Origin of the sequence: Pseudomonas sp. SLBN-26 (assembly GCF_006715895.1) — a bacterium.
In the GTDB taxonomy this organism is placed as follows: domain Bacteria; phylum Pseudomonadota; class Gammaproteobacteria; order Pseudomonadales; family Pseudomonadaceae; genus Metapseudomonas; species Metapseudomonas otitidis.
The window spans coordinates 3,790,035-3,811,991 of sequence record NZ_VFOB01000001.1 but is presented as its reverse complement, the minus strand read 5'-3'; the positions used below and the strand labels follow the sequence as shown (position 1 = coordinate 3,811,991).

General features: G+C 67.6%; 21 protein-coding genes. 13 read left to right on the top strand and 8 right to left on the bottom strand.

The genetic code is table 11. The annotated features are described in order from the left end of the window. The first annotated feature begins 75 nt into the window (after nucleotides 1-75). Genes FBY21_RS17630 through FBY21_RS17615 form a run of 4 tightly spaced genes read left to right on the top strand, consistent with a single transcriptional unit; the run spans nucleotide 76 to nucleotide 2,905 of the window. The gene (locus FBY21_RS17630; RefSeq protein WP_044411995.1) at nucleotides 76-774 is read left to right on the top strand and encodes an MOSC domain-containing protein; all 699 of its coding nucleotides are present in this window, start codon (nucleotides 76-78) and stop codon (nucleotides 772-774) included. Beyond that, complete coding sequence (locus tag FBY21_RS17625) at nucleotides 771-1,010, top strand: hypothetical protein (protein WP_044411998.1); 240 nt, start codon at nucleotides 771-773, stop codon at nucleotides 1,008-1,010. The genes FBY21_RS17630 and FBY21_RS17625 overlap by 4 nt, the downstream gene beginning before the upstream one ends. Further along, nucleotides 1,003-2,199, top strand: a complete 1,197-nt coding sequence (locus tag FBY21_RS17620; RefSeq protein WP_142012613.1) for an acetylornithine transaminase — start codon at nucleotides 1,003-1,005, stop codon at nucleotides 2,197-2,199. Before FBY21_RS17625 ends, FBY21_RS17620 begins: the two co-directional genes overlap by 8 nt. Before the next feature lies 1 nt (nucleotide 2,200). Beyond that, on the top strand, nucleotides 2,201-2,905 hold the full coding sequence (locus FBY21_RS17615) for a type 1 glutamine amidotransferase (protein WP_142012611.1): 705 nt from the start codon (nucleotides 2,201-2,203) through the stop codon (nucleotides 2,903-2,905). Between the two features lie 347 nt (nucleotides 2,906-3,252). Here FBY21_RS17615 and FBY21_RS17610 read toward each other — a convergent pair whose 3' ends face one another. Together FBY21_RS17610 and FBY21_RS17605 are read right to left on the bottom strand one after the other, a co-directional pair. Further along, on the bottom strand, nucleotides 3,253-4,047 hold the full coding sequence (locus FBY21_RS17610; RefSeq protein ID WP_142012609.1) for a carbon-nitrogen hydrolase family protein: 795 nt from the start codon (nucleotides 4,045-4,047) through the stop codon (nucleotides 3,253-3,255). A gap of 12 nt (nucleotides 4,048-4,059) precedes the next feature. Next, entirely contained in the window at nucleotides 4,060-5,742 is a 1,683-nt protein-coding gene (locus FBY21_RS17605) for a flavin monoamine oxidase family protein (RefSeq protein WP_142012607.1), read from the bottom strand. Between the two features lie 295 nt (nucleotides 5,743-6,037). On the opposite strand from FBY21_RS17605, the gene FBY21_RS17600 reads away from it, so the two are divergent. Next, complete coding sequence (locus FBY21_RS17600) at nucleotides 6,038-7,063, top strand: fimbrial protein (RefSeq protein WP_142012604.1); 1,026 nt, start codon at nucleotides 6,038-6,040, stop codon at nucleotides 7,061-7,063. Between the two features lie 4 nt (nucleotides 7,064-7,067). Here FBY21_RS17600 and FBY21_RS17595 read toward each other — a convergent pair whose 3' ends face one another. After that, entirely contained in the window at nucleotides 7,068-7,541 is a 474-nt protein-coding gene (locus tag FBY21_RS17595; protein WP_044412011.1) for an Lrp/AsnC family transcriptional regulator, read from the bottom strand. A 168-nt stretch (nucleotides 7,542-7,709) separates the two neighbouring features. Between FBY21_RS17595 and FBY21_RS17590 the strand changes: the two genes are divergently transcribed. Continuing rightward, a complete protein-coding gene (locus tag FBY21_RS17590; protein ID WP_160158612.1) occupies nucleotides 7,710-8,699 on the top strand; it encodes a fimbrial protein in 990 nt (329 codons plus the stop codon). A 91-nt stretch (nucleotides 8,700-8,790) separates the two neighbouring features. On the opposite strand, the gene FBY21_RS17585 is transcribed toward FBY21_RS17590, so the two are convergent. Further along, nucleotides 8,791-9,765, bottom strand: a complete 975-nt coding sequence (locus FBY21_RS17585) for a fimbrial protein (RefSeq protein ID WP_160158611.1) — start codon at nucleotides 9,763-9,765, stop codon at nucleotides 8,791-8,793. A 307-nt stretch (nucleotides 9,766-10,072) separates the two neighbouring features. Here FBY21_RS17585 and FBY21_RS17580 point away from each other — a divergent pair, with 307 nt between their 5' ends. Beyond that, nucleotides 10,073-11,044 (top strand): fimbrial protein, encoded by a 972-nt coding sequence (locus tag FBY21_RS17580; protein ID WP_142012597.1) that lies wholly within the window; start codon nucleotides 10,073-10,075, stop codon nucleotides 11,042-11,044. 122 nt (nucleotides 11,045-11,166) lie between these two features. Further along, complete coding sequence (locus tag FBY21_RS17575) at nucleotides 11,167-12,138, top strand: fimbrial protein (protein WP_142012595.1); 972 nt, start codon at nucleotides 11,167-11,169, stop codon at nucleotides 12,136-12,138. Nucleotides 12,139-12,196: 58 nt separating this feature from the next. Here FBY21_RS17575 and FBY21_RS17570 read toward each other — a convergent pair whose 3' ends face one another. Together FBY21_RS17570 and FBY21_RS17565 are read right to left on the bottom strand one after the other, a co-directional pair. Beyond that, nucleotides 12,197-12,514, bottom strand: a complete 318-nt coding sequence (locus FBY21_RS17570; protein ID WP_107331140.1) for a DUF2388 domain-containing protein — start codon at nucleotides 12,512-12,514, stop codon at nucleotides 12,197-12,199. Between the two features lie 2 nt (nucleotides 12,515-12,516). Further along, nucleotides 12,517-13,053 carry a tetratricopeptide repeat protein gene (locus FBY21_RS17565; RefSeq protein ID WP_074967403.1) on the bottom strand — a complete coding sequence of 179 codons (537 nt, stop codon included), beginning with the start codon at nucleotides 13,051-13,053 and terminating at the stop codon, nucleotides 12,517-12,519. A 203-nt stretch (nucleotides 13,054-13,256) separates the two neighbouring features. Here FBY21_RS17565 and FBY21_RS17560 point away from each other — a divergent pair, with 203 nt between their 5' ends. Genes FBY21_RS17560 through FBY21_RS17550 form a run of 3 tightly spaced genes read left to right on the top strand, consistent with a single transcriptional unit; the run spans nucleotide 13,257 to nucleotide 16,548 of the window. Then, nucleotides 13,257-14,546, top strand: coding sequence for an NAD(P)/FAD-dependent oxidoreductase (locus FBY21_RS17560; protein ID WP_142012593.1), 1,290 nt, complete (start codon nucleotides 13,257-13,259; stop codon nucleotides 14,544-14,546). Between the two features lie 43 nt (nucleotides 14,547-14,589). Further along, nucleotides 14,590-15,147, top strand: a complete 558-nt coding sequence (locus FBY21_RS17555; protein WP_044412049.1) for a helix-turn-helix domain-containing protein — start codon at nucleotides 14,590-14,592, stop codon at nucleotides 15,145-15,147. Nucleotides 15,148-15,198: 51 nt separating this feature from the next. Beyond that, nucleotides 15,199-16,548, top strand: a complete 1,350-nt coding sequence (locus tag FBY21_RS17550; protein ID WP_174244733.1) for a glutamine synthetase family protein — start codon at nucleotides 15,199-15,201, stop codon at nucleotides 16,546-16,548. 146 nt (nucleotides 16,549-16,694) lie between these two features. Here the strand turns inward: FBY21_RS17550 and FBY21_RS17545 are convergent, their stop codons facing one another. Continuing rightward, entirely contained in the window at nucleotides 16,695-17,603 is a 909-nt protein-coding gene (locus tag FBY21_RS17545; protein ID WP_142012591.1) for a LysR family transcriptional regulator, read from the bottom strand. Nucleotides 17,604-17,713: 110 nt separating this feature from the next. Here FBY21_RS17545 and FBY21_RS17540 point away from each other — a divergent pair, with 110 nt between their 5' ends. After that, nucleotides 17,714-18,796 (top strand): polyamine ABC transporter substrate-binding protein, encoded by a 1,083-nt coding sequence (locus FBY21_RS17540; RefSeq protein WP_142012589.1) that lies wholly within the window; start codon nucleotides 17,714-17,716, stop codon nucleotides 18,794-18,796. A gap of 43 nt (nucleotides 18,797-18,839) precedes the next feature. Then, on the top strand, nucleotides 18,840-19,802 hold the full coding sequence (gene speB / locus FBY21_RS17535; RefSeq protein ID WP_142012586.1) for an agmatinase: 963 nt from the start codon (nucleotides 18,840-18,842) through the stop codon (nucleotides 19,800-19,802). Between the two features lie 551 nt (nucleotides 19,803-20,353). On the opposite strand, the gene FBY21_RS17530 is transcribed toward speB, so the two are convergent. Then, nucleotides 20,354-21,916 (bottom strand): acyl CoA:acetate/3-ketoacid CoA transferase, encoded by a 1,563-nt coding sequence (locus FBY21_RS17530; protein WP_142012584.1) that lies wholly within the window; start codon nucleotides 21,914-21,916, stop codon nucleotides 20,354-20,356. Between the last annotated feature and the right edge of the window lie 41 nt (nucleotides 21,917-21,957).

Genomic DNA, 21,957 nt, shown 5'->3' with positions numbered 1-21,957 from the left:
ATCGAAATGGCCCGGCAACCCCGAAGCCCCTAGCCTAATCAGCACAGAGACTGTATCTCGCGCTGGAGAGGGCGAATGTCCGGGATCGTAGTGCAAGGCGTTTTCATAGGCAAAGCCGAAGATATCGGCGGTGGGCTCAGCAGCGCGGTCGACAAGCAGCCGGTGAACCACCGGCTGTGGCTGTGGCCCCAGGGGCTCGGCAGCGATGAGCAGGGCGATCAGCGTTTCCACGGCGGCCCCGAGCGCGCCCTGCACCATTACCCGGCCGAGCACTACCGATACTGGCGCAAGCATTACCGCCACCTGGCCTGGAAGGCGCCGAGCTTCGGCGAGAACCTTTCTACCTACGGCCTCACCGAAGACCAAGTGTGCATCGGCGACATCTTCCGCTGGGGCGGCGCCCTGCTGCAGGTCAGCCAGCCGCGCTCGCCGTGCTATCGCCTGAGCCGTCGCTGGGGCATCCCGGCGCTGCCGGAGCAGGTGCAGGAGACCGGCCGTTGCGGCTGGTTCTACCGCGTGTTGCGTCCCGGCTTCGTCAGCCTCGACAGCACCCTGGAACTGGTCCAGCGCTCCTACCCGGGTCTGACCGTCGCCCACGCCATCCAGAGCTACTTCCACTACCCCCTGGAGCACGCCGGCCTGCAGCAGCTGCAGCAATGCTCGGCACTCTCCTCCCGCTGGCGCGACACCGCCGCCCGCCGCCTCGCCACCGGCGTAGTGGAGGACTGGAGTGCCCGCCTGCAAGGGCTGCCGCTGGAGGGGATGCGGGCATGAGCGACTACCGCATCGGCCTGCGCCGCGACCAGGTGCTGCTGGCGGAGCTGTCGGTCAACCAGGCCCGCTACGTCGAAGTGACCCGCGAACTGCGCGCCCGTTTCCCCCGGGAAGAAGGCTTCAGCCTGCACATCGAGCGCCGCCGCGAATTGCGCCGCATCCTCGAACAGGGCCCGGAAGGGTTGCGCCTGCTGGGCATCGAATACCGCCATGAAGAGGTACCCGACCATGCGTGACCCGCTCGCCGGCATGCGCCTGATGAAGACCGTGGAGCGTCCCGAACAGGTCTTCGTCCGCGGCCAGGGGTCCTGGCTCTGGGATGCCGACGGCCGCGCCTACCTGGACTTCACCCAGGGCTGGGCGGTGAACAGCCTCGGCCACAGCCCCAGCGTCGTGGTGGACGCCCTGCGGCGCCAGGCCGAAGCGGTGATCAACCCCGGACCGGCGTATTACAGCCGCAGCCTGCTCAAGCTGGCCTCGCGCCTGTGCCAGGCCACCGACAGCGACCAGGTCTACTTCCTCAACAGCGGCGCCGAGGCCAACGAAGGCGCCATCAAGCTGGCGCGCAAATGGGGCCAGGTGCACCGGGGCGGCGCCTACCGCATCGTCACCGCCTGCAACAGCTTCCACGGGCGCACCCTGGCCACCATGTCGGCCTCCGGCAAGCCTGCCTTCGAGCACCTGTTCGAGCCCAAGCTGCCGGGCTTCACCAAGGTGCCCTACAACGACCTGGAGGCCCTCGAAGCCGCCGTCGACGACGAGACCGTGGCCGTCATGCTGGAGCCGGTCCAGGGCGAGGCCGGGGTCATCCCCGCCACCCTCGACTACCTGCAGGGCGCCGAGCGCCTGTGCCGTGCCAGGGGTGTACTGCTGATCCTCGACGAGGTGCAGACCGGCGTCGGCCGCTGCGGCACCCTGCTGGCCGAGGAGCTGTATGGCATCCGTGCCGACGTCATCACCCTCGGCAAGGGGCTGGGCGGCGGTGTACCCCTGGCTGCGCTGCTGGCCCGGGGCAATGCCTGCTGTTTCGAACCCGGCGAGCAGGGCGGCACTTACCACGGCAATGCCTTGATGACTGCTGCGGGGTTGGCGGTGCTGAAGACCGTGCTGGAACCCGGCTTTCTCGAACAGGTGCGCGAGGTGTCCCAGCACCTGCGCGAGGGGCTCGCCCGGGTGGCGCGCCGCCACGGCCACGGCCCCCTGCGTGGCCATGGGCTGATGGTGGGCATGCCGCTGATCCACCAGTCGGCCACGCGGGTGGCCCGCCAGGCGCTGGAGGACGGGTTGCTGATCAACGCGCCCCAGGCCGACTGCCTGCGCTTCACCCCGGCGCTGAACGTCAGCCTCGCCAACGTCGACGAAATGCTCAAACGCCTCAATCGCGCGCTTTCCCTGGCCCGCAGCAAAGAACCGGAGATCGCCTGACATGCGTGTCGCCATCCTTCAGCACGTCCCCTTCGAAGGCCCCGGGCGTATCGCCCAGTGGCTGAAGCTGCGCGCCGCACAGGCGTGGATCTACCCCCTCCACGCCGATGGTCGCCTGCCCTCGCTGGAGGACTTCGACCTGCTGGTGGTGCTCGGTGGCCCGATGAGCGTGCACGATGAGGCGCTCTACCCCTGGCTCCGGGAAGAGAAGGCGCTGATCCGTGCGGCGCTGGAGGGCGAAAAGCGCGTGCTGGGCATCTGCCTGGGTGGCCAGTTGCTGGCCGAAGCGCTGGGCGCCGAGGTACGCCCCGGCGAGGTTGAGATCGGCTGGTGGCCCCTGGAGAAGAATCCCCTGGCCGACCGCTCTCCGCTCGGGCGAATGCTGCCTCAGCGTCTGCTGGCCCTGCACTGGCACGGCGAGACCTTCGGGCTGCCGGATGGCGCGATCCCGCTCTACGGCTCTGCCGCCTGTGCCAACCAGGGGTTCGTCTGGCGCGAGCACGCCATCGCCCTGCAATGCCACCTGGAAAGCACCCCGGAGAGCATCGAAGCCTTGTTGCAGGCCTGTCCGGAGGACCTGGCGCGACCAGGCTCGGTGGAGGATGCCGCCGCGATCCGTGATGGCTACCCCCAGTGCAGTGCCTTGGCGCCGACGCTGTTCCGTTTGCTGGACTACCTCACCGGTCCCCACGCCGTGCTGACCTGATTCCCTTCTCGAGTCCTTTTTCTCAACCGCCTGGCGGCCCTGCCCTTTGCCCCGGGCGGTTTTTCTTGGTGCTGACCTGTCGCGCTTCGCGGGGCTCGCCGCATCCTGCGGACGTGACCGTGGCGTAGGGGGGATCGCGCTTCATCGATCCACCGCTTCCCTGGGCTGAAGCCCAGGCTACGAGCGGGTCACCACGGGGTTGAGGCGCACGGGCCCAGCCGCGATTGGTGGATGGAAAAAAGCGCCATCCACCCTGCGCCGTGGCCATCGCAGCAGGAGGCGGGGAATGCCGGGGAGTCGCCGTAGGGTGGGCTGAGCTGTGCGAAGCCCATCACTCCCGGCGCGCTTCAGACCAGGGGACCGTAGAGGGTGGCGCGGCGGTCGTTGAGGTAGGTCAGGGCCTGGCGGGAGCGGTCCAGCAGGTCCCGGTGCAGGTCGGCGAAGGCCAGGGTTTCCTCGCGGCCGCACACGGCGGCCAGGCTGCCGTCCGGGGCGCTGACGCTGGAGAGGCCGCAATAGCGGATCTCGCCTTCGGCGCCACAGTAGTTGGCGTAGGCCAGGTAGCACTGGCTTTCGTAGGCGCGGGCGCGCACCAGCACCTCGCAGACGAAGTCGAAGGGCACCATGTTCGCCGTGGGCACCAGCACCGCGTCTGCGCCGGCCAGGGCCAGGCGGCGCACGTTCTCGGGGAATTCCACGTCGTAGCAGACCAGCAGCCCCAGCTTCCAGCCCTCCAGTTCCACCAGCGGGGACAGGTCTTCGCCTGCGCTGAACATGCCCCGGTCCAGCTCGCCGAACAGGTGGGTCTTGCGGTAGTGGCCGAGGCGCTCGCCCCGGGCATCGATCAGTTGCACCGCGTTGTACAGCGCGTCGGCGTCATCCCGCTCCGGGTAGCCGTAGAGCACGGCGATGCCGTGCTCCCGGGCGATGCCGGCGATGCGCGCGGCCCAGTCGCCGTCGGCCGCTTGGGCCAGGCGCTGCACCGCCTCCAGACCGATGTCGTAGCCGCTGAGGAACATCTCCGGCGTGATCAGCAATCGCGCCCCATGCCGCGCCGCTTCGGCCGCCCGTTGGTGCAGGCGTTCTAGGTTGGCGTCCGGGTCCAGGGGCTGCGGCGGGCATTGGTAGAGGGCGATGCGCATGGGGCTCTCCTGTCAGTCCGGCAGGGCGATGGGGCCGAGTTCGGCGAAGCAGTCGCCCGGGCCGGGGTTGTCCGTCGGGGTGCTGCCGCCGAAGTGGCGCATGATGCCCCACACCGCGTTGAGCGAGGTCTGCACCGCGCCCTCGACCCAGGCCGGCGTCCAGGACACATCGTCGCCTGCGATGAAGATGCCGCGCTGTTCGGCGGGCATGTCGTCCTGCATGAAGTGGGCGTACATGCGCTGGTTGTAGCGGTAGTGGCCCGGCAGCGCGCCCTTGAAGGCGCCGAGGAAGTGCGGGTCGGCCTCCCAGGACACGGTGATCGGGTCACCGATGATGTGGCTGGCGATGTCCACGTCCGGGTAGATCTTCTTCAGCGCGTCGAGGGCCAGCTTCACGCGCTTCTCCACCGGGTGCGGCAGCATTTTCAGGGCGTCGCTCATCCAGGAGTAGGACAGGCAGATCACTCCCGGCTTGTCGTCGCCGTTGTCGAACAGGTAGGTGCCACGGGTGAGGCGGTCGGTGAGGGTCATGCTCAGGGTGTCGCGGCCGGTCTGCGGGTCCTTGTCTTTCCAGAACGGCCGATCGACCATCACGAAGGTCTTCGAGGACTGCATGTAGCGGGTGCGGTCCAGGGCCATCCACAGCTTCTGCGAGAACAGCGACTCCTCGCACTCGATCTGGGTGGTCAGCAGCCAGGTCTGGCAGGTGGCGAGCACGGCGGCGTAGTGGCGAGTGTCGCCCCAGGTGTCGGTGACCGCCAGGCGGCCGTCGGCGGCACGGACGATGCGCTTGACCCCCGGCCGCGCCGCGCCGTTGTGCAGTGATGCCAGGCTGGTGCCCGCCGGCCAGTGCACGCAGCGCTCCGGCGCATGGCGCCAGATGCCCATGGGCACCTGCTGCACGCCGCCGACGATCAGGTGCTGGTTGTCGTCGCAGGCGGTCATCACCACGCGGAAGATCTCCAGCATGGAGTTGGGGAAGTCCGAGTCCCAGCCGCCGGTGCCGAAGCCCACCTGGCCGAACACCTCGCGGTGGTGGAAGGAGAGCTGGGCGAAGGCCTTGGAGCTGGCGACGAAGTCATAGAAGGTGCGGTCGTCCCAGAGCGGGACCAGGGTGTTCCACAGCGCTTTCAGGCGCTTCACGTCGCGGTCGCGGATGGCCTGCTGGATCTCGCCGAACTGCGCGCCGTCCTCCAGGGCATCGGCCCAGGCGTCGGCCACTTCCTGGAACAGCGCCGGCAGGTCCGCCAGCTTCTCCGCGTAATAGGTCTTGCCCTCGATGTCGATCACCGTGCTGCCGGAGGCCGGGGTGAGCGGGTTGGGGAAGGGCTGGGTCTTGAGGCCGAGCATGTCCACGTAGTGGTAGAAGGCCGTGGACGAGGCCGGGAAGCGCATGCCGCCCAGCTCGGCGATGATCCCGTCGGTGCCCTCGAAGGCCTGCGAGCGCAGGCGCCCGCCCATCTTCGAGGCTTCATAGACCACCGGCTTCAAGCCCATCTTCATCAGCTCGTAGGCCGCCACCAACCCGGCGATGCCGGCACCGACGATGGCCACCTCGGCGCCGTGGTGCTCGGCCGGGATGCTGCCCAGGCCGGCGGGGTGACGGATCCAGTCGTCGAAGGCGAAGGGGAAGTCCGGGCCGAAGATGGTGATGGGGTTCTTGCCGTCGGCGGGGTGGCGGTTGTTGTTGTGCATGGCGACCTGCGAGGGATGTTGGAGGGGCTGTCTGTGCAGCGTTGGCGCCATTCTAGGGGGGCTGAATTTCGTCCATAAGACGATTTGTGTCGTCATTAAGCTGGTTGTGCATTCAAAACGACGAGAGATTTTATCTAAGTGACGAGGTGATCTAGGTGGATATCGGGTTCCTAGGAAATTTCCATTAAGTCGTAGGTTTACGGCTTTCACGAAGAAGGGAGTCACCTCGGAGCGTCCCGACAAGCTGATCAGCCATCATGCGGGCCTTCGTATCCGGGACACAGGGAGATGCTTTATGGGAAGTTGGCGTGGTCGTTCGCTGATCCTTTTTGGATTACTGTGGGCAGCCTCCATGCAGCAGGCCTGGGCGGTAAATGCTTTTTGCACGCTGAAGTACACCACTGTTGTTACTACGGCGCCGCTGCCCACCACGTTGCCCGTGCCTCGTGATGTGCCGAATGGATACGTGCTGTACGACTCCCAATGGATCGTGCGCCCAGCGGGCGATGTGAGTTGCGGTGGGTTTCTGCATCACGGCCCGTTGTCCGTGAAGTACGGCTTCATGAGCGGTACGAGCGTGCCCGGTTTTTCCAATGTCTATCCAACAGGCGTGCCGGGAGTGGGGATCAAGGTGGCCTGGTCGCGAGCAATAACGCCGATACCCCCCAATATTGAGGGTGGCCAGTTCATGACTAACCCCATGCAATCCGAGCCATTGAGCTATTCGACGCTCAAACCCACGCGGTACACCCCTGCCAGCCACTGGCGGTTTCAACTGATCAAGACGGGCAATTTGGCCAGTGGCAATTTCTCGATTCCTAATATCCAGGTGTTCTATGGCAACGAAATCACTAACGCTCTTCAGTTCTTGCCGGGGGCACTTGCTTTCAATACCCGCGGCTGCAGCTTGCGAATGAGAGATCAGACAGTGAATTTAGACAAATCCTGGCCAAAGGATTTTCGGGGGATAGGCAGTACGGCTCGACCAAAGGACTTCGACATCAAGCTGGATTGTGAGCCGAGTGTCAGGATTACGTATCGGATCGATGGAGTCAGGGTCGACGGGTCCACATTGATCAATACCGGTATGGGAAATACCGAGAGCAAGTCACTGGCAGATGGGGTCGGTATTCAACTGCTTTTGCGTCACGGTGCCGGAGGGCCACTTCCCATGGGCAGTGAGATTACTTTGGGGAACAGTGCTGCATCAGGCCCTTCGAGCCTGCAGATTCCATTGACGGCCCAGTACAAGCAGGTCGGTGCAACCATTACTCCAGGTTTTGTCGGGTCGCTTGCCACCATCACCCTGTTCTACCGCTGACCCCTCAGGCCGGCCCCGGCAGGGGCTGGCCGCGGTCGATCTTGCAACTGAGGATGATGGAGGTGGTGGTGCGCTCCACCCCTTCCACATTGCCGATCTCGTCCAGCAACTGGTCCAGCCGCTCTGGTGATTCGGCGCGCAGCCAGGCCACGTAGTCGAACTCCCCACTCACCGTGCACAGCAACTGCACCTCGGCCATTCCAGTCAGGCGGCGCAGCACGTCCTTGCCGCTGCGTGGCCGCACGGTGATGCCCACGTAGGCCTGCAGGCCGCCTTCCGCCACGCGCTGGCCCAGGCGCACGCCGTAGCCGCTGATCACCCCGCTGCGTTCCAGCCGCGCCAGGCGCGAGTTCACCGTGGTGCGGGCGATGCCGAGGCGGCGGGCGAGGGTGGCGACGCTTTCGCGGGCGTTGATCTGCAGCGCGGCGATCAGCTGGCGGTCAGTTTCATCAAGGGCGTGCTGGGTGTATTCGGGCATCGTGGGTATCGGTTACCGGTTGGGCCAATGGCGCACAGGTTGATGTAAGGGGTGAAACGGGTCGGTGAGGTATTGATAGGGCCCTACGGCTGGAGGGGCCAGGGCCGATTTTCCGCACTGTGACGGATACCTAGCATGCCTGCTCCGCTTGATGTATGGAGAGCACAGTTGATCACGCCGTCTCGACTTCTGATGTATCTCTTGGTGGTCGCGCTGTTCCCCGTGATGGGGGTGGTGAGCCCCCATGCGCAGGGCTGCAGCCTGAAGCGCGGCCAGAGTACCAACTTCACGTTCCCCAGCCCCCTCAATGTGCCCCGCGACCTGCCGATCGGTGGCGTCATCTACGACACCCATGGCTGGATCGGCTCCGGCGATGCCTATGTGGACTGCATGGGACTCTTCCAGCACTACATCGGGACGGGCTTCGTTTCCGGCCCCGGCGAGGTCACGGTCCCTGGCAAGACGGACGTCTACGCCACCGGCCTGCCGGGTGTCGGCATCCGGGTTGCCTGGTCCAGCAACCTGGACACCCCCGCCCACATGGAAGGCGGGGAGATGATGCGCTCTGCACGGCGCCGAACGCCAATCCCGCGAAACCACTATTCACCCGCGCAACGCTGGTGGATCCAGCTGATCAAGACCGGCCCGATCAACTCGGGCGTCCTCAGCATGAATCCGGTGCGGATCTACTACGACGATGAGCTGACCAACCAGCTCAACTTTCTCTCGTCGCAGGTGGTGTTCCAGAAGCGTGGCTGTGTGGCGACCGGCGCAACGCAGACGGTCACGCTGCTGCAGTCCAATATCGGCCAGTTCAAGGGGATCGGCTCAACGGCGCGCCCCCGAATCTTCAGCATCGATCTGGACTGCGATGAAGGGGTCAATGTGTCCTACCGCATCGATGGGTTGCCTGCGACGGACTCGGTACTCAAGAACGTCACGGGTTCGCTCAAGCTGGCGAGTGGCATCGGCGTGCAACTGCTGCAATCAGATGGGGTGCAGCCGCTCTTGCTTGGCCAAAAGTATGTTCTGGGCACAGCCGACAGACCGAACAGCGATATGAAAATCGAGCTCCAGGCCCGCTACTACCAGTTCCAGGAGCAGATCAGACCGGGCCTTATCCTGACCACTGCAACGGTCACCCTGTATTACGAGTGACGGCCGGGTCTCCGATACGACGTACGCACCCGCTGCCGAGCCTTGGCTTGGCCTGGGCCTGTTTTCGGCAGCGCTCACGGCGCTGCTCGCCTCACTCGTAATACAGCGTCAGGTGCACCAGCGCCTCTACCGTGCCTGGCACCACCTCGGTGTCGAGCTGGTAATAGCGTGCCGTGAGCGGGATGTTGAGGAGCGCACCCCGGTCGGGCCCCAGGGCGGTGTAGAAGACCTTCTCGCCGAACACCACCGGGGCGCCGTTGCTGTCCCTGAGCAGTTGCACCCCCACTCCCCGCGCCGTGCCCCGTGTATCGCTGCTGTGGACCACCGAAGGCGATGCCTTGAGCGGCGCGTCCAGGCTGTAGGAGAGGCGCAGGTCCGGATCGCATTCCAGGGGAATCTGGAAATTCGTCGGCCGCGCGGTCGAGCCCGGCCCGGTGAAGTCCCGCAGCTGGGCCTTGGCCATGCGTACGTCCAGGGACGAGTTCTGCAACCGGCACCCGCGTTTCTGGTAGATCACCTGGCTCGCCGGGAACACCAGCTCGTTGGTCAGGAGGTTGTGGTAGTAGTTGCGGATCGGCGCGATCTGGTAGGTGCCCGAGGCGATGGGCCCGGTCTTGATCAACTGGATCCACCAGCGCTGGGCCGGCGCATAGGTGTCCCGTGAAATCTGCGTGGTCGAGCGCGGGATGGTCATGTAGATCCCGCCGTCCATGCCCGCCGGGCGGGACTGGGGGTTGTTGTTCCAGGCCACCTTGATGCCGACCCCTGGCACGCCGGTCTCGTAGACATGCTCCAGGCCGGTGGCCTTGGTGTTGCCGGTGAAGCCCAGATCGAGCCAGAAGGTGCCGAAGCCCGAGCAGCGCGCCGATGCCTGGCCGCCGCCGACCCAGCCCCCCGAGTCATGCAGCACGGTACCGACCGGTGCGTCCCGCTGGATTGTGAGGGTGGCGGGGAGTGGATAGCTGGTCTTCAACCCCGACCCGGAGCAGTTGGCTCCCAGGGCGAGGCCGGACATTGCCAGCAGCGCAAGCACACTGCCGGACGCAAGGCACAGGGATGTGTTCATGGAAGGCACCGTGAACGAGGAGGAGGGGATTCTTAGAGAGCGACCGGAATGAGTCCGCGCCATAGCCTTTGTCCCGGGGCTGGGCATCGGACGGCACTGGCTCCAAAAGCCGTTGATTGCTTGATGAGAGGGGATATCCGGCGAATCGTGGCAGGCCGGCCATTCGATTTCGTGGGTTGATTGACTACGAATGTAGTGATGATTGCCTACAGGTATTCAAGGATGGTGTGAAGGGTTGCCGACACGGCGATGTTGATGGCATCGGTAAAATTCCCACCCCCTTTTCCTACCCTGTCGGTCATCCCCCATGAAGCACGCCGCATGCCGCACGCTGGCAGGTGCCCTGGCGCTCCTGCTGATGTCCAGCCTTGCCTGGGGCGCCAGTTGCACGGGCTCGGGGCACAAGACCCAGTTCCCGCTGCCTGCCACGCTGTCCCTGCAGCGCGACGCGCCCATCGGTTCGGTGCTCTATGACACCCATGGCTGGATCGGCACGGGCGTGGCCTCTGCCTCCTGCTCCGGGCCGGGCACCATCTGGCAGGACCATGGCTACAGAGCGGCCATGACAGCCACTTCACTGCCGGACGTCTATGAGTCGGGTGTTCCGGGCATCGGTATCCGAGTGGCCTGGGCGAACAACGCCAACCGTCCGCCGCCCACCATGAGCGGGGGCTCCTACATGAGGTACCCGCGCACTGAAATGCAGATATCCGCCACCACCTACGCGCCGGCCCAGCTTTGGTGGGTCCAGTTGATCAAGACCGGCCCCATCGCCTCGGGCACCTTCCAGATCGCGCCGATCCAGGTCTACTACCACAACCTGCTGACCAATGAACTCACCTTCCCGGCGAGCCAACTGGTGTTCAACAAGCAGGGTTGCCGAATGCTCAACCCTGCCATCAGCGTGACGCTGCCCACTGCCAACCTGCATCACTTCGACGGTTACGGCAGTTCGGCAGGGGAGCGTCCGTTCACTATCCCCCTGGAATGCGACGCCGATATTCATGTCTCCTACCGAGTGGACGGGCTCCAGATCACCGATTCGGTGCTGAAGAACAGTGAGGGTGCCGGCATGGCCAAGGGCGTAGGCGTGCAACTGCTCAAAGGCGCGGGCGGGGGCACACCGCTGGTGCTGGGTGCCAAGGCCTATCACCTGTACACCGGGGAGATGCCCGGCCTCAGCGTGATTCCGCTGATCGCCCGCTATTACCAGGTCGACACCGCTGTCACCCCCGGCCAAGTGATCACCACCGCCACCCTCACGATGTTCTACGAATAGGGCACTCGATCGTCCTACGGCGCTTGCCTACAGACGCGGCGGTCACGCCGGACGCCCGGCCGACAGGGAGAGACGGAGCGAGTCATTAAAATTCGCCCCCCATTTTTCCCCCGGTCACCTTCATGAACCCGCGTCCTTTCACCCGGCTGGCCAGCGCCCTGGCGCTCCTGCTCGCGTCCGGCATGGCCTGGGGGGCCAGCTGCAGCGGGTCGGGGCACAAGAACCAGCTGCCGCTGCCCACCACCCTGACCGTCCACCGCGACGCGCCGATCGGCACCGTGCTGTACGACACCAACCGCTGGATGGGCGGCGGCAGCGCCAGCGCCACCTGCACGGGGCCCGGCACCCTGTGGATGGACCACGGCTACAGCGCCACCATGCAGCGGACGGCCCTCGAACATGTGTATGAAAGCGGCGTGCCGGGCATCGGTGTCAAAGTGGCCTGGGCCAACAACGGTAGCCGTCCGCCCGCCACCATGAGCGGCGGCATCTTCATGGGCCACCCGCGCACCGAGACGCAGATATCCGCCACCACCTACGCACCCGCCCAGCTGTGGTGGTTCCAGCTGATCAAGACCGGCCCCATCGAGTCGGGCACCTTCGCCATCAAGCCGATCCAGGTCTACTACCACAACCTGCTGACCAACGAACTGACCTTCCCGCCGACCCGCCTGGTGTTCAACAAGAAGGGTTGCCGGCTGCTCGAACCGGCCCTCACCGTGCACCTGCCCACCGCCAACCTCCACCACTTCGAGGGGGTGGGCAGTTCCGCCCGGGAGCGGCCGTTTGACATCCACCTGGATTGCGACCCGGACATCCGCATCCACTACCGCGTGGACGGGCTGAAGGTCGCGGACTCGGTGCTACAGAACAGCACCGGCGCCGGCATGGCCAGGGGCGTGGGCGTGCAACTGCTCAAGGGCGCTGGCGATGGTGAGCCGTTGGTGCTCGGGACCAAGGCCTTCCATCAGGCCAGCGGTACCCAGGGTGGCCCCAGCGCCATCCCGCTCATCGCCCGCTACCACCAGCACGAGCCGGACATCGCCCCCGGCGCGGTGATCACCACCGCCACCCTCACGCTGTTCTACGAGTAGCCCGAGAACGCCCCCCGTGGCCCGGAGCGACGCCGGCAGGATCGGCAGCTGAAGGGCCTCAGGGTGTGGAGGCGAGGATGGCGCGGGCCAGGGCCAGGTCGTCGGTACCGGTGGGCAGCGGCTGTTGGCGCAGCTCCCGCAGGGCCCGTTCCAGCTCGGGGCCCCGGATGTGGCCGTCGCTGGCGACGAAGGCGGCGGCATCGTCCCGCGCCCGTGCGTAGCGCGGGGGTGTCTGGCCTTCGCGGCTCAGGTTGCTGGTGGTGGCCGGGGCGAAGGTGGTCGCCGCGCTGCTGAGGACCAGCCAGCCGTTGGGGCGGTCCTCTGCGCTGGCGTACAAGCAGCACGCCAGCAAAGCGAAGGCCAGGGGCGTGCGCATGCTCAGTGGCCCGGCAGCGCCTGCACCGCCTTGCAACTGGCCTCGTAGTGCTGGGCGCAGGCCGACTGGTACAGGCGGCGGGCCTGGTCCGGGTCGCGCGGCACGCCTTCGCCCCGCAGGTACAGGCTGCCGAGCACGTGCTGGGCCATGGGGTTGCCGGCGGCGGCGGACTGGTTCAGGTAGCGCAGCATCTCCGGCTGGTTGGCCAGGGCCGGGTCGTTGCGGCCGGTGTAGAGGAAGGCCAGGCTCACCGCCGCCACGGCGTTGCCCTGGTCGGCGGCGCGGGCCCACCAGTACTGGGCCTGGCGGTAGTCCTTGGCCACGAAGAAGTGGCTGCCCAGCTTGAACTGGCTCTCCGGGTCGCCGCGCTGGGCCTGCACCTGCAGCACCTCCAGCTCGCTGGGCGGCGTCTCGCGGATGACGTTGGCCGGCGCCTGCGCCTCGGCAGGGCGCTCCGGTGTCTTGGCGGTGTGGGTGCAGCCGGCCAGCAGGGCGACGGCCAGCAGCGGGACGGACAGGCGGGACAGTGACGGACGCATGGAGGCTCCTCGGCCAGGGCAGTGATGGGCGGCGGCGCCGGGCGTACAGGGTGATCGGCTTCCGCTCGCGCTTCAAGGTGTTGCAGCCAGTGGGACCGGCCCCGCGTGAAAGGGTTCTCGTCGGTTCGCTCCGGGGTTGGCTTTGTGAAATTTATTGGATAGATTTTCATGAAATTAAATCCACAAAATTTCACGAGGCCCCCATGTTCAAGCAATCCGCCCAGCATGTCGGTACCTGGTACGCCGCCGCCTTCCCCGGCCCCATCCCGCTGCGCCCGCGCCTACAGGCGAGCCAGGACTGCGACGTGGTGGTGGTCGGCGGCGGCTTCAGCGGCCTGCACACCGCCCTGCGCCTGGCCCTGGCTGGCAAGCGCGTGGTGTTGCTGGAGGCCAGCCGGCTGGCCTGGGCGGCCTCCGGGCGCAACGGCGGGCAGGCCTTGCTGGGCTGGTCCTGCGACATGCCTCCGCTGGAGAAGGCGCTCGGCGTCGATGGCGCCCGCCAACTATGGGACAGCATGCGCTGGGCCGCCGAAGAGCTCCGCGAGCTGCCCGCCCGCCACGGCTTCGAGGTGGACTACCGCAGCGGCAGCCTGTGGGCCGCCGTGCTGCCGCGCCGGGTCGGCCAGCTGCACGAGGCCCAGCGCGAGGCCGAGGCGAAGTGGGGCTACGACGCCTTGCGCGTCATCGAGCGCGACGAACTGCCCGATTGGATCGGCAGCCCGCGCTACCAGGCCGCCCTCTACGACCCCGAGGCCGGCCACCTCGACCCGCTCAAGCTCGCCCACGGCCTGGCCAATGCCCTGGAAGCGGCGGGCGGGCGCATCTTCGAACAGACCCAGGCCCTGGAATACCGCACCCGCGGCGAGGGCTACAGCGTGCGCACCGCCGAAGGCGAAGTGCGCGCCGACGTGCTGGTGCTGGCCTGCAACGCCTACATCGACCGCCTCGACCCGGCCCTGGCCCGGCGCGTGCTGCCGGTGGGCTCCTACCAGGTCGCCACCGAACCGCTGGACCCGGCGCTGGCGCGCTCCCTGCTGCCGCGCAACAGCTGCGTGATCGACAACCAGTTCGTCCCCGACTACTTCCGCCTCACCCCTGACAACCGCCTGCTCTTCGGCGGTGGCTGCACCTACCTGGGCGGCCTGCCCAGGGACGTAGCGGCCGCCACCCGGCCGCACCTGGAGCGGGTCTTCCCGCAGCTGCGCGGCGTGGGCATCGAGTACGGCTGGGGCGGGCACCTGGACTGCAGCATGAAACGCACCCCGGACATCGGCCGCAGCGGCCAGCGCTACTGGCTGCAGGGCTTTTCCGGGCACGGCGTGCTGCCGACCCTGGCCGGTGCCCGTGCCGTGGCCGACGCCATTCTCGGTGACGGCCGCCTGCTGGGGCTCTACCAGCGCCTGAACAACCCCGGCTTCCCCGGTGGCGCGCTGCTGGCGCCGCCGCTGGAGGCCATCGGCAAGGCGTACTACCGCCTGCGCGACGTGATCTGAAGGGCCGCCCGCCGGCACCCGGCGGGCACCACGGAGATTCCAGATGGACAAGCAAGACGAAATCGAAGGCCTCGCGATCCTCATCCGCGACCTGCGCAAGCACAAGAACGTGACCCTGGGCGACCTGGCCACCCGCATCGACCGCTCGGTGGGCTTCCTCTCCCAGGTCGAGCGCGGCCTCTCGCGCCCCACGGTGGCCGATCTCACCGCCATCAGCGAAGCGCTGGGGGTGCCGACCACCTACTTCTACAGCCTCAGCAAGCCCCGCGAGATCCCCTGGGTCACCCGCCCCGACGAGCGCCGCACCCTCTACTACGCCGGCGGCATCACCGACGTGCTGGCCTCGCCGACCATGTCCGGCGGCTTCTCCATGCTCGAAAGCCACCTGGAGCCCGGCGCCACCAGCGGCGAAGGGCACCTGGACGACAGCTCCGAGCAGGGCGGCTTCGTCCTCGAAGGCGAGCTGACGCTCTGGTACGGCGACGACGCCGAGCCGGTGACCCTCTACGCCAACGACAGCTTCCAGCTGCCGCCCCATGCGCAGTTCCGCTACGCCAACCTCTCCGAACGGCCGACGCGGGTGCTCTGGGTGTTCACCTGACACCCGGCGGCTTCTCCCCCGAACACCCCTTTCCCTTGCAGGACCGCAGTGATGACAACAACAAGACACCCCGATCTGCTCAGCGAAGTCCGCGCCTTCCGCGAACGTCACCCGGACATCCGCTACGTCGACCTCATCTGCCTGGACATCCCCGGGCACTTCTACGGAAAGCGCTACCCCATCGACATGCTGGAGAAGGTGGCCGCCGGCGGCCCGCTGAAGGTCCCGCAGAACTGCGTGCTGCTCGGCACCCAGGGCGGGCTGTACCCCATCGGTGACTACTGCTTCGCCGATGGCGACCCGGACGCCCCGCGCCGCCTGGTGCCGGGCACCCTGGTGCCGGTGCGTTGGGAGAAGGAGCCCCTGGGGCAGATGCTGATCACCTCCGACGGCACCGAAGCGCCCATCGAATTCGAACCCCGTGAAGTGCTCGCCCGCGTGCTGCAGCGCCTGGAGCGGCGCGGCATCCGCCCGGTGGTGGCCTTCGAGCTGGAGTTCTACCTGTTCGACCGCAAGCTCGACGCCGGCTTGCCGCGCTTCCCCCGCGACCCGCTGTGCGAAGACGAGGACGACCAGCCGAACATGCACATCGAGCGCCTCTCGCGCTTCTCCAGCGTGCTGCACGAAATGGTCGACGCTGCCAACGAACAGGGCGTGGCCGCCAACGTCATCACCGCCGAACTCGGCCCCGGCCAGTTCGAAATCAACTTCGGCCACTGCGACGACGGCCTCAAGGCCGCCGACTGGGCCGCCCTGTTCTGCCGCAGCACCCGTGGCGTCGCTCTCAAGCACGGCCTGCGCGCCAGCTTCATGAGCAAGCCCTACCTGCAGGCACCGGGCAGCGGCATGCACGTGCACGTCAGCCTCTACGACCGCGACGGCCACAACCTGCTGGACGCCCAGGGCCAGCGCCCGCTGCGCCACGCCGTGGCCGGCTGCCTGGACCTGCTGCCCCACTGCATGCCGATCTTCGCCGCCAACCACAACGCCTTCCGCCGCTACGGCGCCATGGTCAACGCCGCCAGCCGCGCCAGCTGGGGCTTCGAAGACCGCGATGCGTGCATCCGCATTCCCGAGTCCGACGGCCGCAACCTGCGCATCGAACACCGCCTGGCCGGCGCCGACGCCAACCCCTACCTGGTGCTGGCGGCTATCCTCACCGGCATGGAGCACGGCCTCGACGCCGCCCGCGACCCCATCGCCCCGCTCAACGAAGACCGCTCCAGCGGCATCGACTTCCCCAAGGACATGCTCACCGCCGTCGCCGCCATGCGCGACCACCCCGTGGTCAACCAGGGCCTGGGCAGCGAATTCGTCATGGTCTATTGCGAGAACAAGCGCCAGGAGTACCTCGACTTCATCAACGAAGTCAGCGCCCGGGAATACCGCTGGTACCTGTAGCGGGACGCGCCGGGTGCAGGGTGGGTGGCGCGCTTCCATCCACCCGCGGTGCTCCCGGAGGCTCCGAGCCGGGCAGCGCTGCGCACTGCCTGGGCGAATGAATTCGCCCCTACAGGAGCCGGGGGTGGTCGTTGTTCGCCGTGACCCTACGCCCGATCCACCCCGCCGAAGGCGGCCACCAAATCCTCGACGAACGCCTGCTGCGCTTCGCTGGGTTCGCGGCCGCGGTGGTGGGTGAGGCGGAATTCCACGTCGAAGCCCAGTCGTTCCGGCAGCAGGGCGCGGAGTTGCCCGCGTGCCTCCCAGGGCGCTGCGATATGGCGGGGGAGGTAGCCGATGTGGGCGCCGGAGAGGATCAGCGCCAGGGTGCCTTCCACCTGCTCGGTCACCGCGCTGCTGGCGGCGGACTGGAAGGGCTCGGCCTCGCCGATGAAGCGGTAGGGGTGCAGCACCCGGTCGCATTGGCGCAGGTCGTCCTCGGTCACGCGCGTGCGGTCGAACAGCGGGTGCCCGGCGCCGCAGAACAGCAGCTGCTCCTCGACGAACAACGGCCGGTGCGCCAGCGCCTGCTGGTTGCCGGAGAAGTAACCGATGGCCAGGTGCAGCTGGTCCTGCAGCAGGCGCCGCTCCAGTTCGGCGGGCATGGCGCTGAGCAGCTCGATGCGCACCGCCTGGCGGCGCGAGCGGAAGCGCCGGATGGCATCGGCCAGGCGTTGCATCACGGCATCGTCGAGGGACTCGGAGAGGCCGATGCGCAGCTCGCCCAGGAGCATGTCGGCCATGCCCCGCGCCTCGCCCTTGAAGGTCTCGATGGCGCCGAACAGCCGCCGCGTGGCCGCCAGCACCTGCTCGCCCTTGGGGGTCAGGCGGAAGCCGGCCTTGCCGCGCTCGCACAGGCGGAAGCCCAGGCGCGTCTCCAGCTTGGCCATCTGCGTGCTGATGGTGGACTGGCCCACCCCCAGCGCGCCCTGGGCGGCGCTGAAGCCGCCGCTTTCCACCACGGTGACGAACAGCCTGAGCAGCTGCAGGTCCAGGTCCTGGAGTTGGGCGAGCATGGGAATCTCCAAACATCGATGGCGAGCGATGCCAAAGTAGAACACTTCATATTTATCCGAAGCAAAGCCCGGCGCAGGATCGCCCCATCACCGCTCCGGGAGCTTTCGCCATGCGCCTTTCCCTGTTGTTCGTCCTGCTCGCCGCCTGTGTCCTGCCCGCCCATGGGCAGGACCGGGAGCTGAACCTCTACAGCTGGTCCGCCTACATCCCGCCCCAGGCGCTGGAGCGCTTCAAGGCCGAGACCGGCATCAAGGTGAAGTACGACATCTTCGACAGCGCCGAGGCCCTCGACGCCAAGCTGATGACCGGCGGCAGCGGCTATGACGTGGTGTTCCCTGCCAGCAGCGGCCTGGCGCGCGCGATCAAGGCCAATGCGGTGCAGCCGGTGCAGCGCGAGCAGTTGCACCACTACGCCAACCTCGACCCGCAGCTGCTGGCCAAGCTCGCCAGCGTCGACCCCGGCAACCGCTTCGGCGTGCCCTACACCTGGGGCACCATCGGCCTGGGGCTGAACCGCGACGCGGTGCAGAAGCGCATCCCCGATGCGCCGCTGAACAGCCTCGACCTGCTGTTCAAGCCCGAATACGCCAGCCGCCTGAAGGACTGCGGCATCGCCGTGATCGACTCGCCCCAGGAGGTCATCAGCGTGGCCCTGCACTACCTCGGCAAGGACCCGTACAGCACCGCCAAGGCCGACCTCGCGGCGGTCCATGAGCTGCTCACCGCCTTGCAGCCGAACCTGCGCTACGTCGGCGCCGGCAAGCACATCAACGACCTGGCCAAGGGCGAGATCTGCCTGGCGCTGACCTACAACGGCGACGCCGCCATCGCCGCCGAGCAGGCCCGTGAGGCGAAGATGCCCTTCGAGGTGGTCTACCGCATCCCCCGCGAGGGCACGCTGATCTGGTTCGACACCCTGGCCATCCCCGCCGACGCGCCGCACCCCCAGGCGGCCCACGCCTTCATCGACTGGATGCTGCGCCCCGAGGCCATCGCCGAGCTGACCAACAGCCAGTTCTTCGCCAACGCCAACCAGGCCGCCACACCCTTGCTGGACCCGGCGGTGGCCAACGACCCGGACATCTACCCGGACCAGGCCGTGCGCGACCGCCTGTTCGGCGAGCAGGCGCTGACCCTCAAGGAGCAGCGCGAGCGCACCCGCATCTGGACGCGCTTCCGCACCCAGTACTGACCCCGCGCACACGCACACCCCACCCCCGACGGAGCCCGATGACATGGAACACGCCTTCGACAACGACCAGGCCATCACCCGGCCGAGCCTGCTGGGCACGGCCGCCGAAGCCACCTACGCCGGCATCACCAGCTTCATGCGCCGGCGCTACAGCCGCGACCTCACCGGCGTCGATCTGGTGGTGAGCGGGGTGCCCTTCGACACCGCCACGACCAACCGCCCCGGCAGCCGCTTCGGGCCGCGCGCCATTCGCGCCGCCTCGGTGCAGATGGCCTGGGCGCGGCATTTTCCCTGGGAGTTCGACCCCTTCGACCACCTGGCGGTGATCGACTACGGCGACTGCGCCTTCGACCACGGCACGCCGCAGCACACGCCGGAGGCGATCCAGGCCCACGCCGCGCACATCCTCGAGGCCGGCGCGGCGATGCTCACCCTGGGCGGCGACCACTTCATCAGCTACCCGCTGCTCAAGGCCCATGCGGCCAAGCACGGGCCGCTGTCGCTGATCCACTTCGACGCCCACAGCGACACCTGGCCGGACGAGGAGGGCCAGCGCATCGACCACGGGACGATGTTCTTCCACGCCGCCCGCGAGGGCCTGGTGGACCCGGCGCGCTCGGTGCAGATCGGCCTGCGCACCACCAACGACGACGTGATGGGCTTCCAGGTGCTGGACGCCCGCGAGGTGCACCGCCACACCCCGGAGCAGATCGCCGAGCGCATCCGCGAGCGGGTGGGGGACAACCCGGTGTACCTGACCTTCGACATCGACTGCCTCGACCCGGCCTTCGCCCCCGGCACCGGCACCCCGGTGTGCGGCGGGCTCTCCAGCCACCAGGCGCTGGAAATCCTCCGCGGCCTGCGCGGCATCAACCTGGTGGGCATGGACGTGGTGGAAGTGGCGCCGCCCTACGACAACGCCGAAGTCACCGCCCTGGCCGGCGCCACCCTGGCGATGGAAATGATCTGCCTGTACGCCGCGCGGCATAAGTTGGGGGAGCGGTAGGCGCGACTCTGTGGAAGCGAATTCATTCGCGAACGAGGTGAAGCACGAGCATCGCGGCTGAAGCCGCTCCCACAGGGTCTGCCATCTGTAGCCCGGACTTCAGTCCGGGGATGGCGGTGGTGCCTGGGATGGGCGTTCGCGAGCAAAGCTCGCTCCTACGGGGCGGTGCCAGCCGGAGGGATTCCCGGGCTGAAGCCCGGGCTACGGAGCGCTCTTGCTCGGTGGGAGCGAATTCATTCGCGAACGAGGTAAAGCACGAGCATCGCGGCTGAAGCCGCTCCCACAGGGTGGCCACCTGTAGCCCGGACTTCAGTCCGGGGACGGGCATGCCGGGGAGGAGCCTTCGCGAGCAGGGCTCGCTCCTACGGGGGCGGTGCCAGTCGGAGGGGTTCCCGGGCTGAAGCCCGGGCTACGAAGCGCTCTGGCTCGGTGGGTGCGAATTCATTCGCGAACGAGGTAAAGCACGAGCATCGCGGCTGAAGCCGCTCCCACAGGGTGGGCTACGGGATGCACCTGAAAAAAGCCACGGGCCCAAGGGTGGGCCCGTGGTTTCACGCACAACCGTCGAACATGGCGCGCAGGCCCAGGCGGGGCTCCTGGAACAGCCGCGCATCCATCAGTTGGGGTTTGTTGACGATGGGGCGGAAGTCCATGCGTTCGATGATGTCGCGCTCGACGTCGATGCCCGGCGCGACCTCGATCAGCTCCAGGCCCTCGGGGGTGAGGCGGAACACGCAGCGCTCGGTCACGTAGAGCACCGGCTTGCCGGCTTCGGCGGCGAGGCGGCCGGCGAAGGTGCGGTGCTCCACCTCGCGGACGAACTTGCGCAGCTCGCCGTCCTGAACGATGCGCAGGGCGCCGTTCTCGATGCGGATGTCCTGCGGGCCGGCGCTGAAGGTGCCGACGAAGACCACCGCCTTGGCGTTCTGGCTGATGTTGATGAAGCCCCCGGCGCCGGCCAGGCGCGTGCCGAACTTAGACACGTTGAGGTTGCCCGCCGCATCCGCCTGGGCCAGGCCGAGGAAGGCGAGGTCGAGGCCGCCGCCGTCGTAGAAGTCGAACTGGTAGGGCTGGTCAATCAGCGCGCTGTGGTTGCAGGCCGCGCCGAAGTCCAGGCCCGAGGCCGGCACGCCGCCGATCACGCCGGGCTCGGCGGTGAGGGTGAGCAGGTCGATCACCCCTTCTTCCGCCGCCACCGCCGCCACGCCTTCGGGCATGCCGATGCCCAGGTTCACCACCGCGCCGGGCTTGAGTTCCAGTGCCGCGCGGCGGGCAATGAGCTTGCGCAGGTCCAGCGGCATCGGCGGCAGGCTGCCTTCGGGCACCCGCACCTCGGCGGCGAAGGCCGGGTTGTAGGCGGTGGCGAAGGTCTGCTGGTGATGCTCCGGCGCGGCCACCACCACGCAGTCGACGAGGATGCCGGGGATCTTCACCTGGCGCGGGTTGAGCGAGCCACGGGCGACCACCCGTTCCACCTGGGCGATCACCAGCCCGCCGGAATTGCGTGCGGCCATGGCGATGGCCAGGCTCTCGATGGTCAGCGCCTCGCGCTCCATGGTCAGGTTGCCGTCCTCGTCGGCGCTGGTGGCGCGCACCACCCCGACATGGATGGGGAAGGTCTTGTAGAAGAGGTAGTCCTCGCCGTCGAGGGGCATGCGCCGCACCAGCTCCTCGGTGGTGCGGGCATTGAGCTTGCCGCCGCCGTGCTCGGGGTCGACGAAGGTGCCGAGGCCCACCCGCGACAGCTGCCCCGGCTTGCCGGCGGCGATGTCGCGGAACAGCTGGGAGATCACCCCCTGGGGCAGGTTGTAGGCCTCGATGCGGTTCTCCACCGCCAGCTTCTGCAACCCGGGCACCAGGCCCCAATGGCCGCCGATGACGCGGCGCACCAGCCCTTCGTGGGCCAGGTGGTTGAGGCCCCGGCCCTTGCCGTCGCCCTGGCCGGCGGCGTAGACCAGCGTCAGGTCGCGCGGCGCCTGCTCGGCCTGGAAGCGCTGCTCCAGGGCGATGGCGATGGCCTCGGCGAAACCGATGCCGACGAAGCCGCCGGTGGCCAGGTGGGCGTTGTCGGGGATACGCGCCACCGCCTCGGCGGCGCTCATCACTTTGCTCATGTCGTACCTCGAGCGTGGAATTGGGGGCGGCCGGGTTCTCC